General features: G+C 64.9%; 16 protein-coding genes. 8 read left to right on the top strand and 8 right to left on the bottom strand.

What is annotated here, in order from left to right; all coding sequences use genetic code 11:
• Positions 1-17: 17 nt before the first annotated feature.
• From ACCQ08_RS17655 to ACCQ08_RS17620, 8 genes are read right to left on the bottom strand one after another with little or no spacing between them, the layout of a single operon-like run.
• Positions 18-452, bottom strand: a complete 435-nt coding sequence (locus tag ACCQ08_RS17655; RefSeq protein WP_373450532.1) for an EamA family transporter — start codon at positions 450-452, stop codon at positions 18-20.
• A 4-nt stretch (positions 453-456) separates the two neighbouring features.
• Positions 457-831, bottom strand: a complete 375-nt coding sequence (locus ACCQ08_RS17650) for a hypothetical protein (protein WP_239810662.1) — start codon at positions 829-831, stop codon at positions 457-459.
• Complete coding sequence (locus tag ACCQ08_RS17645) at positions 821-1,756, bottom strand: carboxylesterase (protein WP_239810663.1); 936 nt, start codon at positions 1,754-1,756, stop codon at positions 821-823. The genes ACCQ08_RS17650 and ACCQ08_RS17645 overlap by 11 nt, the downstream gene beginning before the upstream one ends.
• A complete protein-coding gene (locus ACCQ08_RS17640) occupies positions 1,753-2,463 on the bottom strand; it encodes an MtnX-like HAD-IB family phosphatase (RefSeq protein WP_373450531.1) in 711 nt (236 codons plus the stop codon). Before ACCQ08_RS17640 ends, ACCQ08_RS17645 begins: the two co-directional genes overlap by 4 nt.
• Positions 2,456-3,385 (bottom strand): HlyD family efflux transporter periplasmic adaptor subunit, encoded by a 930-nt coding sequence (locus ACCQ08_RS17635; RefSeq protein ID WP_312417443.1) that lies wholly within the window; start codon positions 3,383-3,385, stop codon positions 2,456-2,458. Before ACCQ08_RS17635 ends, ACCQ08_RS17640 begins: the two co-directional genes overlap by 8 nt.
• A complete protein-coding gene (locus tag ACCQ08_RS17630; protein ID WP_239810666.1) occupies positions 3,382-4,110 on the bottom strand; it encodes an ABC transporter ATP-binding protein in 729 nt (242 codons plus the stop codon). Before ACCQ08_RS17630 ends, ACCQ08_RS17635 begins: the two co-directional genes overlap by 4 nt.
• Before the next feature lie 11 nt (positions 4,111-4,121).
• Positions 4,122-5,267, bottom strand: a complete 1,146-nt coding sequence (locus ACCQ08_RS17625) for an ABC transporter permease (protein ID WP_373450530.1) — start codon at positions 5,265-5,267, stop codon at positions 4,122-4,124.
• Entirely contained in the window at positions 5,264-6,688 is a 1,425-nt protein-coding gene (locus tag ACCQ08_RS17620; RefSeq protein WP_373450529.1) for a TolC family protein, read from the bottom strand. Before ACCQ08_RS17620 ends, ACCQ08_RS17625 begins: the two co-directional genes overlap by 4 nt.
• A gap of 239 nt (positions 6,689-6,927) precedes the next feature.
• Between ACCQ08_RS17620 and ACCQ08_RS17615 the strand changes: the two genes are divergently transcribed.
• The 8 genes from ACCQ08_RS17615 (at position 6,928) to hslU (ending at position 15,827) form a co-directional block, all read left to right on the top strand.
• Entirely contained in the window at positions 6,928-7,653 is a 726-nt protein-coding gene (locus tag ACCQ08_RS17615; RefSeq protein WP_239810669.1) for a response regulator, read from the top strand.
• Positions 7,638-8,807 (top strand): ATP-binding protein, encoded by a 1,170-nt coding sequence (locus tag ACCQ08_RS17610; protein WP_239810670.1) that lies wholly within the window; start codon positions 7,638-7,640, stop codon positions 8,805-8,807. The genes ACCQ08_RS17615 and ACCQ08_RS17610 overlap by 16 nt, the downstream gene beginning before the upstream one ends.
• Positions 8,808-8,951: 144 nt before the next feature.
• The gene (locus ACCQ08_RS17605) at positions 8,952-9,707 is read left to right on the top strand and encodes an RNA pseudouridine synthase (protein WP_373450528.1); all 756 of its coding nucleotides are present in this window, start codon (positions 8,952-8,954) and stop codon (positions 9,705-9,707) included.
• Positions 9,708-10,026: 319 nt separating this feature from the next.
• On the top strand, positions 10,027-11,130 hold the full coding sequence (locus ACCQ08_RS17600) for a GTP-binding protein (protein ID WP_312458312.1): 1,104 nt from the start codon (positions 10,027-10,029) through the stop codon (positions 11,128-11,130).
• Between the two features lie 437 nt (positions 11,131-11,567).
• A complete protein-coding gene (dksA, locus tag ACCQ08_RS17595; RefSeq protein ID WP_027010726.1) occupies positions 11,568-12,050 on the top strand; it encodes an RNA polymerase-binding protein DksA in 483 nt (160 codons plus the stop codon).
• 42 nt (positions 12,051-12,092) lie between these two features.
• Entirely contained in the window at positions 12,093-13,757 is a 1,665-nt protein-coding gene (locus tag ACCQ08_RS17590; protein ID WP_373450527.1) for a hypothetical protein, read from the top strand.
• Positions 13,758-13,869: 112 nt separating this feature from the next.
• Positions 13,870-14,415 carry an ATP-dependent protease subunit HslV gene (gene hslV / locus ACCQ08_RS17585; RefSeq protein WP_239810674.1) on the top strand — a complete coding sequence of 182 codons (546 nt, stop codon included), beginning with the start codon at positions 13,870-13,872 and terminating at the stop codon, positions 14,413-14,415.
• Between the two features lie 95 nt (positions 14,416-14,510).
• Positions 14,511-15,827 (top strand): ATP-dependent protease ATPase subunit HslU, encoded by a 1,317-nt coding sequence (gene hslU / locus ACCQ08_RS17580; protein WP_373450526.1) that lies wholly within the window; start codon positions 14,511-14,513, stop codon positions 15,825-15,827.
• Positions 15,828-16,068 lie beyond the last annotated feature (241 nt).

Below are 16,068 nucleotides of genomic sequence, written 5' to 3'. Positions count from 1 at the left end.
AGGGCTGTGGCGCGCCATCAGCGTGCAGCGGCGCTGGCGCCGGTACCGTCCGCCAGGTTCTCTCCCGGCTTGGCGGCACCATGGTCCCGGGCTTCGCTCAGGGCCAGGCAGGCAATGCCGGCCACGATGAACATGCAGCCCAGAATCTGGGGCAGGCCGATGCTCTCCTGGAACAGGTAGTGGGACAGCACCAGCACCGAGATGATCTCCAGGTGCGAGGCGGCAAAGGCGGGGCCGACGGGTGCGCGCCGCAGCAGATGCATCCAGGTGAAAAAGGCGCCGATGTAGCCGATCAAGGCGCCATAGATCCAGGGCTGGGCAAACACGCGCCAGAGCCAGGAGGGGCTGAACTCCAGCGGCAGTGCGGCATCGCCCGCCTTTTTGAAACTCAGCTGGGCCAGCGTGTCGAAGGCCATCAGAACCAGAAAGCCGACCAGGTAGAAGCGCTTCATGCCGTTACCCCTTGAGCCCGACGACGGCCACGCCGATGGAGACCAGCACGATGCCTGCGACCCGCAGCGGTGCCAGCTTTTCCTGAAAGAACAGGCGCCCGGCCACCATGATGGCCACAATGTTGATGCTGCCCAGCAGTACGCCATCGGACAGCGGGACCAGCGACAGAAAGGCCAGCCAGGCAACGAATTCCACCACGTAGCAGGCACCGCCGATCCAGATCCAGGGGCGTGCCAGCATGAAGCGCCAGTGGGCCATGCCGGTGGCCGTGCTGGGGGTCTGGCTGGCAGCGGCCTTGAACGCCAGTTGCCCGCCGCTGTCGACCAGGATATTGATCAGCCACAGGCTGACCACCAGCGGCGTGATGTCAGCGCCCATGTGCCACTGCCTGTGTGCGTGCGCCGCCGATGCGGGCGACAAAGTCATGCACCTTGGCGATCACCGTGCGGCGCTCGCGGTCGATCGTGATCATGTGGTAGCAGTTGTCGAGCAGCACGACCTCGACCCTCGCATGGACCGCGCCGGTGGCGATGTCCTCGGCATTGGAGCGGTGGGAGATGTCGTCCTCCCTGGCATGGATGGCCAGGCAGGGCGCGCGCAAATCCCGCAGGTGGCTGCGAACATGGGCCGAAAGCCTGCGCAGCTCGATGATGGACCACCAGGGATTGCCAGGCAGGCCGGCAGCAGCGCTGTCGCCGCTGTGCATCTGCGCCACCACCCTTGCGCGCAGGGCCTCGTCCTTGATGCCGTAAGGGGGGGCTTCCATGAACACGCGGTCGCGGCCGATGCCCAGCAGCCGAAACAGCGGCAGCAGAAAGGCCAGCCTGGTGTAGCGCGGAATGCTCCAGCCGTCATAGCGGAAGGTGGTGGACAGCGCCGCCACCCCGGCGACCTGGCGCGGGTGCGAGGTGGCCACCGCCAGCGACAGCAAGGCGCCCATCGACAGACCGCCGACGACGACCCGGTCCACATGGGGGGCAAAGCGCAGCAGCGCCGATTGCACGCTGGCGAGCCAGTCGGTCCAGCGCGTCTGGACCAAGTCCTGCATGCTGCCGCAATGGCCTGCCAGCTGCACGGCGTAGACGGTAAAGCCTTCGCGGTTGAGACCCTTGGCCAGCAGGCGCATCTCGGCCGGGGTGCCGGTCAGGCCGTGCACCAGCAGCACGCCGGTGCGTGCGGCCGTGCCGGAGCCGGGCAGGGCGAATTCGTGGGGTGTCAGGCACAGGGTTTGCAAGGCTGCTTCTGCGGCCCTTTCCTGCGGTTGGCCCGCCAGATGCTGGGCCAGTGCGTCATGGGGATTCATGCGAGGGCCTCCTGCTGCTGCATGAACTGCTGCAGCCACGGGGTGGCGTCACTGAAACCGAGGAACGGTGCATGCGCAATGCCATGCCGCTCGCAGTGGCCGATCAGCCGGTACTTGGCCAGCACATAGTCGGCCTCGTGGGAGACGCAAAAGTCTGACGTGCTGTCGCCCACATAGAGCACGCGCCCGGTGATCGCCTGCTGCGCCGCCAGACGGTCGCACTTGCAGTTGCCGCTGGCACGCTTGCAGTGCGGGCTCGCCCAGGGGGCCTCCAGTGCCCAGCGCCGGGTGTCTTTCTGCACGAGGCGGTTGGCGATGACCTCCAGGTGGCCCAGGCCATGGCGTGCCAGCACGCGCTGGATCGCATAGTCGATTCCGTCGCTGACCACCTGTACCCGCAGACCCAGCACTTGCGCTGCCTGCACAAAGCCGGGGAAGCCGGGGTCGATGGCGATGCCGTCCAGGTGGGCGTCCAGCTCCTGCTGGTCCATGTCCAGCAGCGCGACCTGGCCTTGCATGCAGTCACGCGATCCGATGTCGCCACGCTCCCAGGCGTCTTCCAGACCGGTCCAGCCAGGCAGGCCAAAGCGCTGCAACAGGCTGTCGGTGACATCGACCAGGCTGATCGTGCCGTCAAAGTCGGACTGGATCATCCAGCCAGCGGCGTTGTGGCAGGCAGGCGCCTGCGCAAGCAAGTGTTTATTCATGGAAGCTCACTCTCACGTTCTGGCCCACACGCACATTGCCGGGAGCCGTCTCGAACTCGAGCACGCACTCGACCACGCGCAACGGTCCGCGCTGGGCGTCGTCCTGCAGGGTGGAAGGCCCATACATGGGGTTGATGCGCAGCACCCGGGCCTCGGGCAGCGCGGTGCTGCTGTCGTTGTCCAGCACCACGCTGGCGCGCATGCCTTTTTGCACCGTGCCGGCAAAGCTCTCGTTGAGCTCTGCGCGGATGCGCAGCGGGCGCAGCGGCAGCAGCCGCATCGCCGCCTGGCTGGTGTGTACCTGGCTGCCGACCTGGGCGCGCAGATGCACCACGGTGGCGGCCTCTGGCGCATGCAGGGCATACAGGCGCTGGCGCTCGCGCAACTGCTGGGTCTTGGTTTGGGCCAGCTTCACCTCGGCCTGTGCCACCTCGGCCTCGGACTGCGCATTGCGCAGCGCGGCCTGGGCGTTGTCCACCTCCTGCAGATCGGCCGCGCCATCGCGGGCAGCGGCCTGCAGGCGCTTGAGCTGGGTCTGCAGCAGCGGCAGCTTGGCGGCCAGCGCCTTGTGCCTGGCCTGGGCCAATTGGTACGAGGACTGGGCCACGGACAGCTCGGCACGCAGGTCCTCGTCATGGACCTTGAGCAGCAGCTGGCCGGCCTGGACCTGCTGGCCTTCGCGGACGGCAATCTGCTGCACGGTGCCGTCGACGGCGGTGGCCAACTCCAGCAGACCGCCGTCGACCTCGATCTTGCCCCGGGCCACGGCCACCGGGTTTTGGTGCTGCTGGGTGGTGTTGGCAACGGCCGGGCTATCGGCTGCCGGTGTGCAGCCTGCGAGCCCGCCGCCTGCCAGGCACAGCAGGCCCAGCAGATGCCAGGCGTGCAGAACGGGCCAAGAGGTTGTGTGGGTCTTGGTCAAGTTGGGTTCTCCATCATGGTGTTTTGGCGCCGGTCGCGGTACACGGCGCCGTCCTCCATATCCAGTACGCGATCGGCATGCCCCACCAGGCGCGGATCGTGGCTGACGCACAGCACCGTGGTGCCGTGGCTGCGGGCTACGCGGTGGAGGATGTCGATCACGCGTTGTCCGCTTTCGGCGTCCAGCGCGCTGGTGGGCTCATCGGCAAACAACAGCTGCGGGGCCTTGGCCAGCGCGCGGGCGATGGCGACGCGTTGCTTTTCGCCGCCGGACAGCTCGGCCGGCCGCATGTGCGCGCGGTGGGACAGGCCGACTTCCTCGAGCGCGTCCTGCGCCCGTTTCAAGGTCTCGGCGCGCCGTATGCCGAGGTACCCCAGCGGCAGCTGGACCTGCTCCAGTGCCGTCAGCGCCGGAAACAGGTTGAAGCCCTGGAACACAAAGCCGGTGTGCAGCAGCCGAAAGCGCTCCATCTCGCGGGCGGGCATGGTCGTCAGGTTCTGGCCCAGTGCAAACGTCTGGCCTTCATCGGGCGTGAGCAGGCCCGACATCAGCGACAGCAAGGTGCTTTTGCCGCAGCCCGAGGGGCCGGAGATCAGCGTCAACTCGCTGGAATACAGATCCACCGAAAGGTCCTGCAGAACCTGGATGCGGATGGCGCCGGACACATAGCTTTTGCGCAATCCGACGGCCTGCAGCGTGGGGGTGGAGCGGGGGGTATGGGTCATCGCACCACCTCTCATCGCAGCAGGGTGGCCGGATCGGTGCGCAAAAGCACACGCATCGCGCCGAGGCCCGACAGCAACGCCAACGCAGCGACCAGTGCGGCGCAGGCCAGCACCGCTTGCAGATTGAGCGCGACAGGCACCCGGTAGACTTGGGCCAGCGAGACCAGCGCCACGCTGGCGATGGTGGTCAGCAGCAGGCCGGCGGCGCCGATCCAGCATGCCTGCTCCACGACCACCCGGCCCAGCGCTGCACGGCTGACGCCCAGCGCATTGAGCACCGCATATTCGCGCACCGAACCCGCGATCACGCTCTTGAGTGACTGGCTGGTGACGACAGCGCCGACCAGGCAGACGACGATGGCCATGAACAGCACGCCGGCACCGGCGCCGGTATCGAGCATCCAGTAGCGCTGGGAGCGGTGCGCAAAGCTGTCGGCAGTCCAGACTTCGTGCGGGCCGAAGCTGCGCGACTCGCTGCTCAGGCGCTGTTGCACGGCGTGGTTGTCCACCCTTTTGCGCACGCGCGCCAGCAGGTAGGTGCTGCCCTGGCTGGGGGCACTGCCCGCGATCTGGTGTGCGTTCTCCAGCGAGGCCAGTACGTTGACGCCTCCCAGACCACGCAAGCCATCGACGGCGGCCACCACCCGGACGCGGTGGTTGTTGATCCAGGCGGTGCCGCCCTCATGGGTGGCCAGACTGGCCAGATCGGCACGGTCCACGATGACGGCGCCGGGCTCGCGCAGCAGCTTGCGCTGCCACGGCGCAATGACCCGGTCGAACACCATGGCGGTGCCGGAGGTGGAGATGCCCGATAGGTAGACCGATACTGCACCGGCGGCCTGGCCCGTGCCCTGGTCGGCGCGCCAGTCGCCATCCACCCAGACATACGGTTCGACCGCGCGGATGTCCGGATCCATGCGCAGGCGCATTTCCACATCCGGGCCGATGTTGCGGCCAAAGTTCACGCTTTGGGTGCCGGGGTAGCCGACCCACAGATCGGCCGAGCTGGCGGTGATGTAGATCGCCGCCGAGCTGAAAATGCCCAGCACCAGCGCAGCCTGCATGACCAGCAGCACACCGGCAAAGCCCACCGCGAAGACCGACGGGACAAATCGGCGCCACTCGTAGACCAGGGTTTTGCGCGCCAGGGCAATCATCGTGTGGCTCCCGGCGTGTCAGGTGGGGCTTGCGCTGGCAGCGGGGCGCCGCCCAGCGCCTGGAACAGGGCCACAAAGGCCAGTGCCTGTGCGGCCTGGGCCACGCTTTGCTGGCTTTGGTGCAGCAGCAGCTGGCGGCGCGGCTCCAAGGTGTCGAGCTCACTGGCCAGTCCCAGCTGCTGGCGGCGCTGCAGCTGCTGGGCGCGGCTGCGCAGCAGCGGCGTCTGGGCAGCCAGCGACTGCTGGCGCAGCTGTTGTGCGCTCAGGCCTGCCAGTGCGGTTTCCACCTCGGCCACACCGTCCAGCACGCTTTGCCGGTAGGCCTTGACGGCGTTGTCCATCTGCAGCGCGTCGGCATCGGCCTGCGCACGCCGGCGGCCCCAGTCGAACAGTGGAATGTCGATGACCGGGCCGAGCATGGGCTCGTGGTTGGAGCTGGAGCGGCGGTTTTGCGTCAGGTTGTAGGAGAACAGCAGCGAGCCACCCAGCGCAAAGCGGGGGTAGAGCGCCGAGTTCGACAGGCCCGCAGCGGCAGCGGCGCGCTGCACCGCGGCTTCGGCCGCGAGGATGGCCGGGCGGCTGCGCAGCAGCTCGGCCGGCAGCACCTGCAGCTTGAGCGCCGCTGCGCTGGGGATGTGGGGGGTGCTGGAGGCGGCCAGCCAGGCGGCGTCGGGCTCGCTGCGGCCCAGCAGCGCCGCCAGCGCATGCGCGGCGCGCGCCTGGTGCTGCAGCAGCTCGGCCTCCTGGCCGCGGCTGCGGTTGAGTTCCAGGTGGGCCTGCTGCACCTGCTCGGTGCTGCCCATGCGCTGCTGCACCCGGACCTGCTGCAGCTGCAGCCGGCGCGTATCGAGCTGCAGTTGCTGGTCCAGCCCAAAGCGTTGCTGCTGCGCTACGCAGATCTCCAGATAGCGTTGCACCACATTGGCGACGAGCTGGATTTTGGCTGCTTGCAACTGCGCCTGGGCATCGAGCAGCTGGCCCTGGCCATCGAGCGCGGTGGATTCAGCAGCGCCAAACAGGCCCAGGTTCCAGCTCATGTCCAGGCTGGCATGGAAGTAGGAGTCGAGCGCGGCCACGTCCTGCAGCGTGCGCACGCCCGCAGTGAGCTCTGGCTTGTAGGCGGCGGTGGCCATGCCCAGCAGGATGCGCTGGGCCTGCAGCCGGCCTTGGGCCTGGGCCAGGTCCAGGTTCTGGGCCAGCGCCTGCTCCACCAGCTTGTCCAGGGCCGGGTCGTCCAGGAGTTTCCACCAGGCGGCCAGATCGGCGGCCTGGATGGCGCGCGCATCGGCCGCGCTGGTGCCCGCCTGGCGCCACTGCGCCGGGGTGTCGGGCTGGAGCGAGGGCTGCGGCGGCGTCATGCAACCGGCCAGCAAAGCGGCGGGTGCCAGTGCCAGCAGTGTTTTGCAGAACAAGGGTTTCACGTGCAATGGAGTCGGTTCTTGGCCGGTGGCGGCCGTGGCGGCCTGGCCGCGCAGGCAGGACAAATATGCGGTCCATTCAACCCTGCCAAGCTTGCGCAAGCTTGCACAATTGATGGAGGAAACATGGAGGCCGCCCAGGCGTGCAGCAGGCGGTCGGCACGGTCATAATGGCTTGTTTCAACAGCGTGCGGGCCTCTTTTTGATGGTGCCGCTGGAGCCTATTTGTGAATGCGTCCGCGATGAAACTACCTACGCCACCTGTGGCGGCTCCGCTGGTGCTCGTCGTGGAGGACGAGCCCGGCATCGCCACGATCTTGGTGGCCTACCTGGAGCGCGATGGTCTGCGCACCTTGTTTGCGCGCGATGGCGAACAGGCCGTGCAGCTTTTCCGCCAACACCAGCCCGACCTGGTGCTGCTGGACATCCATCTGCCCGGCATGGACGGTGTCGACGTACTGCGCTTTATCCGCGACCAGGGCCAGACCCCGGTGATCATGGTAACGGCACTGGCTGACGATGTGGACAAGCTGGTGGCCCTGCGCCTGGGCGCGGATGATTACGTGGTCAAGCCTTTCAACCCCGCCGAAGTGGTGGCGCGCGTGCGTGCGGTGCTGCGCCGCAGCCAACCCAAGGCTGCGTCCGTGCCGATGGCGCCGATACGCGTAGGCGCGCTGGAGATCAACCCGGCCGAGCACAGCGCCCGGGTCTATGACCTGGCCGGGCAGGCCATACCGTTGCCGCTGACACTGACCGAGTTCCGCCTGCTGGCGTTGCTGGCCTCGCAGCCCCGGCGCTGCTTTTCCCGTGCGCAGCTGATCGAGCATTGCCTGCCCGAGAGCGATGCGCTGGAGCGGGTCATCGACTCGCACCTGTCCAAGCTGCGGCGCAAACTGCAGCTGGCCGGCCAGGAAGAGCTGATCGAGACCGTGCGCAGCATTGGATACCGTCTATGGCCCGGGGACTGAACCGCATCTGGGTCCGCTTTGGCTTCTGGATCGCCGGCACCCTGCTCAGCACGATTGCACTGCTGAGCGCCTGTGCCTGGGCGTTCAACGCGGTGCAGTACAACCAGTTCTACCAAAGCCTGCCCACATCGGTGCGGGTAGAGCTCGATGACCTGATCGAGCGCGACCTGGACAACAGCCCGCGCGCGATGCAGATCTATGGTGAATACTGGCGCGGCGAGGTGTTCTTTGGCGAGCAGGTGTCGCTGTTCATCGGCCTGCTGGTCTGCCTGCCGTTTGGCCTGGCGATGGGCTTTTTTGTATCGCGCTACATCACGCGGCCGCTGGCATCGATGGTGGAGGTGGCGCAGCGTGTGGCGCACGGGGATTTCAGCTCGACCCGGGTGGTCGAGGAGGGCGCGCACGGCGAGCTCAAGGAGGTGGTGCATACCTTCAACGCGATGATCGATGCGCTGCAAAAGCTCAATGCCGAGCGCCAGGCCTCGGCCGCGTCCATCTCGCATGAGCTGCGCACGCCCCTGTCGGTGCTCAAGACCCATTTGCATGCGATGTGCGATGGCGTCATCGTCCCCAGCGAGCTGGAGTTTCGGCTGCTGCTGGCGCAGACCGAGCACCTGGGCCGGCTGATTGACGACCTGCATACCTTGGCGATGGCCGAGGCGGGCGAGATGTCGCTGCGCAAGGAGCGTCTGAGTCTGGGCGCGCTGGTGCGCGAGAGCCTGCAGGAGCTCCAGCCTCAGCTGCAGCAGGCCGAAATGGCGCTGTCGCAGGTACTGCCCGAGGACGATGCCATCAGCGTGATCCGCGCCGACCCTTTGCGCATGCGCCAGATCATTGCCAACCTGGTCGGCAATGCGCTGCGCCACGCGGCCAGCGGGCACTGGCTGGAGGTGGAAGTGCGCAGTACGCGGGATGCGCAAGGGCATGTCTGGGTGGAGCTGCTGGTCAGCGATGCCGGCCCTGGCCTGCCGCAGGAGTTGCGGGCCCACCCTTTCCGGCGCTTTGCGATGGCGCCGGGGCGGCGCAAGCGGGAGGGCTCGGGCCTGGGGCTGTCCATTGTGCAGGCGCTGACCGAGTTGCAGGGGGGCGTGGCGCATGCCGAAAGCTCGTCCCGAGGCGGTGCACGGTTCCGTTTGCGTTTTGCGCCCGCTTGAGCCGGCCCGGGCTCGCAGTACCCGCGCAGGGCGCTGGCGACGGCAGGCGCTTAAAATAGCCCATGTGCTCTGCAGCTGCAGAGCTTTGCTATTTTTGAAGGAGCGGATGGTGCGGTACCGTGCCACGCCGCAGTGTTGCCGCCCATGCAAGCCCAAGACCCCAAAGCCATTCGCCTGTCCAAGCGCCTGGCGAGCGACATCGGTTGCTCGCGCGCCGAGGCCGAGCACTATATCGATGCCGGCTTTGTGACCGTGGATGGCCAGATCCAGGACACTCCCGGTGCCCGTGTGTTGCCCAGCCAGACCGTCGTGTTGCAGCCAGGCGCCGATCTGCGTCCGATCCAGCCGGTGACCTTGCTGCTGCACAAGCCGGCGGGCTACAGCCTGCGCGCGCTGGAGTCCGGCCGCCCCGGCCTCAGTGCACTGGACCTGCTGACGCCGGAGAACCTGGCTGAGGTAGACACGCCGCAGCCCGTTCGGCCTTTGCCGCGCCATTTTCGCCACCAGCAGTTCTTGCTGCCCATTCCCCGCGCTGCCAGCGGCCTGGTGGTCTACAGCCAGGATCCACGCATCATCCGCCACCTGAGCGACGAGGCCGACTTGCTGGAGCAGGAATGCCTGGCCGAGGTACAGGGCGAGATGATCGAGGAGGGCCTGGCCCTGCTGGCCAATGGTCTGTATGTGGATGGCGAGCGCCTGCCTCCTCTCAAGGCCAGCTGGCAAAACGAGACCCATCTGCGATTTGCGCTCAAACGCGTAGCCCCTGAATGGCTGCCCGCCATCTGCGCCGCGCTCGGACTGGAGCTGGTGTCGCTCAAGCGTTTGCGGATCGGCCGGATATCGCTGAGCAAGCTGCCCCCAGGGCAATGGCGCTATCTGCAGGGTTACGAGCGGTTTTAAAGGGCCCAGGGCGGGAATATGCCCGCAGTGTGCAGCTGGCTGCAGGTTGGTATTAATTTGATAGCAAATTGAATCGATCTCACTAGGCTTTGATGAAGGCCAATGCCTGCGGCCAGGCCGCAGGCAAAACATGCAACAATAGCCCGCTTCTGGCATGGCCACAGAATTTACTGCAGCGGTCTTGATATTGCCTGGCATGGCCCCACATAACGGTGTTTGATACAAAGGCCTGTGCTTGCGCGATGGGCCGGTGGGCGGACAGGCCGGGCGCGTGGCGCGGCTTGCGTTGGCCACCTTATGTGTAACTATCAGGGGTCCTATGTCACTCATTCCAGTCACCATCCTCACGGGCTTTTTGGGCTCGGGCAAAACCACGCTGCTCAAGCGCGTGCTGCATGAGTCGCACGGCATGAAGATCGCCGTGATCGAGAACGAGTTCGGCGAAGAAAACATCGACACCGACATCCTTAAGACGGAATCGAAAGAGCAGATTCTGCAGATGAGCAACGGCTGCATCTGCTGCACCATCCGTGAAGACCTGCGCGAAGCGCTGCAGCTGCTGGCCGCCAAGCGCCGCAAGGGCATGGTGGATTTCGAGCGCATCGTGATCGAGACCACGGGTCTGGCCGACCCCGGCCCGGTTGCGCAGACCTTCTTCATGGATGAAGAAATCGCCGAAACCTATTTGATCGACTCCATCATCACCCTGGTGGATGCCAAGCATGCCGGCCAGCAGCTCGATACCCGTCAGGAAGCACGCCGCCAGGTGGGCTTTGCCGACCAGATCTTCCTGTCCAAGACCGACCTGGTCAGCGAGGCCGACAAGGACGCGCTGGTCCACCGCCTCAAGCACATGAACCCGCGCGCACCGATCCGTGCGGTGCATTTTGGCGATGTGCCGCTGAAGGATGTGTTCGATCTGCGCGGCTTCAACCTGAATGCCACGCTCAACATCGACCCGGACTTCCTCAAGGAAGAAGGCCATGACCACGCGCATGTGCATGACGAGCATTGCGGCCACGACCATGACCATGTGCACGACGAAAACTGCGGTCACGACCATGGCCACGACCACGAGCATGGCGAACACTGCAACCATCCGCACCACCACCACCATGACGACGACGTCAAGAGCTTTGTGTACCGTGCCGACAAGGCCTTTGACCCGGCCAAGCTGGAAGACTTCCTGGGCGCCATTGTGAACATTTATGGCCCGCGCATGCTGCGTTACAAGGGCGTGCTGGCGATGAAGGGCACCGACCGCAAGGTCATTTTCCAGGGCGTGCACCAGCTGATGGGCAGCGATCTGGGACCCGAGTGGGGTGCCGACGAGCGCCGCCAGAGCAAGATGGTCTTCATTGGCATCGATCTGCCGCAGGACATCCTGCGCCAAGGTCTGGACCAGTGCGTGGTCGAGGCCTGATCCCGGCCGCAGGCTTTGCCAGCGCTAGCCCTCGGGGAAACCCCGCGTTGCATCGGGGCTGCAATCACTTGTTGCCGTGCCGCGATGCCATATACAATCGCGGCCCGAAATGCAGCAAAGCAGGCAAGCGGTAAGGCACGGGGCCGTGCTTGACCCAAGAGATGTCGATGAGAGGGCGCTGTGGCGCAGGGGCAGGGGCCCGTGCACAGCGTTGATGGAGAAGGAGGCTTGTGCAAGCGAGCTGAACGCTGCCAGCGAGTGGCGTCGGCCTGCAAGATGACGGAGATGCGGGCACCTGCCCGACTTCATAGATGTGCCAGGATCCTGCCGGATCCGGGCGAGTTGATCAGGGGGCTGAGCCTGCCGGGCTTGGCACCTTTTGTAACGAGACGGACATCCGTCGCATGTAAGAACTGCGCTAGCCAGTCGAGAGAACTATGCCTACCACTACGCAAACCATCCCTAAACGCGACGCCAAGCTGGCCAATGCCTGGAAGTCCAAGACGGTAGACACCCTCACTGACGATGAGGTGCTGTCCATGCCGGAGAGCGAATACATGAACGACATCCAGTTGGCGTTCTTTCGCAAGAAGCTGGTGGAACTGAAGACCGGTATCCACCTCAATGCCGATGCCACGACGGAAAACCTGCGCGAAGACACCGTCGTCGTGCCCGATCCGGCAGACCGCGCTACCATTGAGGAAGAGCATGCGCTTGTCTTGCGTACGCGCGACCGCGAGCGTAAGCTCTTGAAGAAGATCGACCAGTCGATCAGCCGCATCGATGCGGGTGACTATGGCTATTGCGACGAGACGGGTGAGCCCATTGGTGTGGGCCGTCTGCTGGCGCGTCCTACGGCCACGTTGTCACTGGAGGCGCAGCAGCGCCGCGAACTGAAGCAAAAAATGTTTGGTGACTGAAGCTGAGGCAGCGCACCGGACACATAAGGGGAGGGAGTAACCATGAGTGAGGCTCAGAAGCCAAACAAGGGTTTGTTGTCCAAAGTGGTGCGCTTTGTTACCAAACCCACGACACAGTGGTCGGAGCTGGACAAGACGCCGGAGCCGGAGAATCCAGAGGCGCAGTTTTCCAAACAGGCGCTCAAGGAGATCATGGAGCGCAAGCGCCGCAACGACTTTGTGCGCAAGCTGGAGTTTGACCAGCTGCGCAAGATCCGTCGCGAGGCCAACAAGTCCAGCAGCGCAGGCGCCGATGGCCTGGGCGCTGCCAGCTCGGCAGCGATGCTCGAAGGCGGCGCCGCGCCCGATGGCGCTGCCATTGCCGCGGGCAAGCCTGCCCATCCTTCGCACACCATCGAGAAAATCAACCAGATCGAGCGGCAGATGTCCAAGCAGTGGTGGTCGGGCGACAGCGCCAGTGCGCCGGCGGCCGCGCCCAGCGCTACGACTGAAACTGCACCTGCCAGTGCCCCTGTGCCGGTTGCGCCTGCTGCTGCACCGCTGGCCGCAGAACCCGCCGAGGCTGCCGCAGTGCCTGCAGTGGCTCCTGCGCAGGCCACCTTGCCTCCAGCCGCTTTCGATGCGCAGGTCGAATCCGCCCGCTTCATCCACGATACCGATCTCGAAGAGGCGGCAGTGCTGTTTGCCAATGGTGATGCAGCGGGCGCCGAGGCATCGCTGCTGGCGCTGGTGCAGCAGCGCCGAGGCGATCTGATGGGCCAGCTGACGATCTGGTTGACGCTGTTCGACCTCTACCGTGCGACCGGCGACCAGACCAAGTTTGACTTCCATGCGATCGAGTTCGCCAGCAAATACGGCCGCTCGGCACCGGTGTGGTTTTCGATGCCGCAGGAGCTGGGCGCCAAGGCTTTGCAAGGGGGGGATGCGCCGGCAGAAGAGGTGCGGCTGCTCAACTGGCAGGCTCCGCCGGTGCTCAGTGTTGCTGCACTCAATGGCCTGTTGGGCAACCTCAAGCGCTTTGCGCCACCCTGGACCTTGAACTGGTCCCGCGTGACCGAGGTGCGCGACGAGGCGGTAGTGCCGTTGCTGGCACAGTTTCGCGCCTGGGCGGACAAGCCGGATGTGCGCCTGGTGTTTGCCGGGGCAGACCAGTTGTTGTCGGTGCTCGAAGCGCAAACACCTGTTGGTGACAACCAGGTGCGCCAGGACCTGTGGTCGCTGCGCATGGCGTTGCTGCGATTGCTGCGGTTGGAGCAGGATTTTGAAGCCGCTGCGCTCGATTACTGCATTACCTATGAGGTATCACCACCGTCCTGGGTGCCGCCTCGGGCAGAGATGAGCAGTGACAGCACCCGCTCTGGCGCACCGTTCGCCCCCGATTTGTCCATGGTGCTGGATCTGCCGGAGAGAAAGCCAGCGGTTGCCGACAGCCCGCAGGCCGTGCTTGAAGGCGTTGTCGAAGGGGACGTTTCCCGGCAGTTGGACACCTTCAGCCCGATGGTGCAGCCCGACATGCCGTTCACCGTGCGCTGCGACCGCCTGATGCGCATCGATTTTGTGGCCGCCGGCTCGGTGCTGAACTGGGTGGCCGAATGCCAGCAGAAGAATGTGCTTGTGCGCTTTGGCAATCTGCACCGTCTGAATGCTGTGTTCTTCAACCTGATTGGCATCAACGAGCATTCCATCGTCAACCAGCGCGAGAACTGAAGGGGCTGCGATGCCTCGCGACGAACGCACCCTCGGGTGCGTTTTTTAATTTGCGCCTGCCCTGCCGCTGGCGCCTTGGAAAACGGGTGCATGGCTCTATATAGGCAGAACTATGGAACAGTATCACGGCACAACCATTCTCAGCGTGCGGCGCGAAACCCCGCAAGGCATCCAGGTCGCCATCGGCGGCGACGGCCAGGTCACCCTGGGCAACATTGTGGTCAAGGGCACCGCGCGCAAGGTGCGCAAGCTCTATGGCGGCAAGGTGCTGGCCGGCTTTGCCGGCGCCACGGCCGACGCCTTTACCTTGTTCGAGCGTTTTGAGGCCAAGCTCGACCAGCACCAGGGCCAGTTGACCCGTGCAGCGATCGAGCTGACCAAGGACTGGCGCACCGACCGGGTGCTGCGCCGTCTGGAAGCGATGCTGGCGGTGGCTGACCACTCGGCCTCGCTGATCATCACTGGCAATGGCGATGTGCTGGAGCCCGAGCAAGGCATTGTGGCCATTGGATCTGGAGGCGCCTATGCCCATTCGGCGGCCAAGGCGCTGCTGAACAACACCGAGCTGTCGGCCGAAGAGGTGGTGCGCAAATCGCTGGGCATCGCCGGTGAGCTGTGCATCTACACCAATATGCACCACACCATCGAGACCCTGTAAGCGCCTTGCAGGCCGCTGCACCCCTGCAGGCCGCCCGCTCCCACTGATCGACAGCTGCACCCGTTGCCCGGCGGGTGCCAACCGGAATTTGCACTATGTCCTCGATGACACCCCAGGAAATCGTTTCCGAACTCGACAACCACATCGTTGGCCAGGCCAATGCCAAGCGCGCAGTCGCCATCGCGCTGCGCAACCGCTGGCGCCGCCAGCAGGTCGCCGATGGCCTGCGCCAGGAGATCACCCCGAAAAACATCCTGATGATCGGCCCCACCGGTGTCGGCAAGACGGAAATTGCCCGCCGCCTGGCCAAGCTCGCCGATGCGCCTTTCATCAAGGTCGAGGCGACCAAGTTCACCGAGGTGGGCTATGTGGGCAAGGATGTGGATGCCATCATCCGTGACCTGGCTGAAGTGGCGGTCAAGCAAACCCGTGCATCGGATGTGAGGAAACTGCGCGTGCGTGCCGAGGACGCCGCCGAAGAGCGCATCCTGGATGCGCTGCTGCCGCCCGCGCGCACCGGCGAGGCCGCATCCGATACCGGCACGCGCCAGGTATTTCGCAAGAAACTGCGCCAGGGCGAACTCAACGACAAGGAGATCGAGATCGAAGTGGCCGAGGCCAAGCCGCAGCTCGAGATCATGGGACCCCAGGGCATGGAGGAGATGGCCGAGCAACTGCGCGGCATGTTCAGCCAGATGGGCCAGGAAAAGCGCAAGGTCCGCAAGCTCAAGATCAGCGAAGCGCTGCAGCTGATCACCGATGAGGAGGCGGCCAAGCTGGTGAACGAGGACGATGTCAAATCCCGCGCGATCGAGAACCTGGAGCAGAACGGCATCGTCTTCATCGACGAGATCGACAAGGTCGCGACGCGCCAGGAAACCAGCGGCAGCGATGTCTCCCGCCAGGGGGTTCAGCGCGATCTGCTGCCCCTGGTCGAAGGCACGTCGGTGTCGACCAAGTACGGTATCGTCAAGACGGACCACATTCTGTTCATTGCCTCCGGCGCTTTCCACCTGGCCAAGCCCAGCGACCTGATCCCTGAGCTGCAGGGGCGTTTTCCGATCCGGGTGGAGCTCGGTTCGCTGTCGGTGCAGGATTTCGAGGCCATTCTGACGCAGACCCATGCTTCGCTGATCAAGCAGTACGAAGCGCTGCTGGCCACTGAAGGCGTGAAGCTGCAGTTCGAGGCCGAGGGCATCACGCGCCTGGCGCGCATTGCCTTTGATGTCAACGAGCGGACTGAAAACATCGGCGCTCGCCGTCTGGCGACCGTGATGGAGCGTCTGCTCGAAGAGATCAGCTTCGATGCCGTCAAGCTGGGTGGGCAGACCGTGGTGATCGACGCTGCCTATGTCGACCAGCGCCTGGGTTCCCTGAGCCAGAACGAAGATTTGTCTCGTTACATTCTCTAACGCTGATTGCGCTTTGTGGCGCAGTTTGCTGCAAGTGCCCGCCCTGGTTGGCGGGCACTTGCTTTTGGGCCAAGCGCCACATGTGGGCGTGTAGGAGAGCTTCTACTTTTGTAACAAAAGGCCGGAAGCTGCTCATCGCCGGTTCTGCCAATTTTGCTAAGAGTCTGGATATAGAGGCGATTGTAAGTGCCTATCAAATAAAGAGAATTTCATAGCGGATTTTGCGTGAAGTACGTTATAA

It is taken from the genome of Comamonas sp. SY3 (assembly GCF_041730275.1).
Lineage (GTDB): Bacteria > Pseudomonadota > Gammaproteobacteria > Burkholderiales > Burkholderiaceae_C > Comamonas > Comamonas sediminis.
This window is presented reverse-complemented; position numbering and strand designations above follow the sequence as displayed.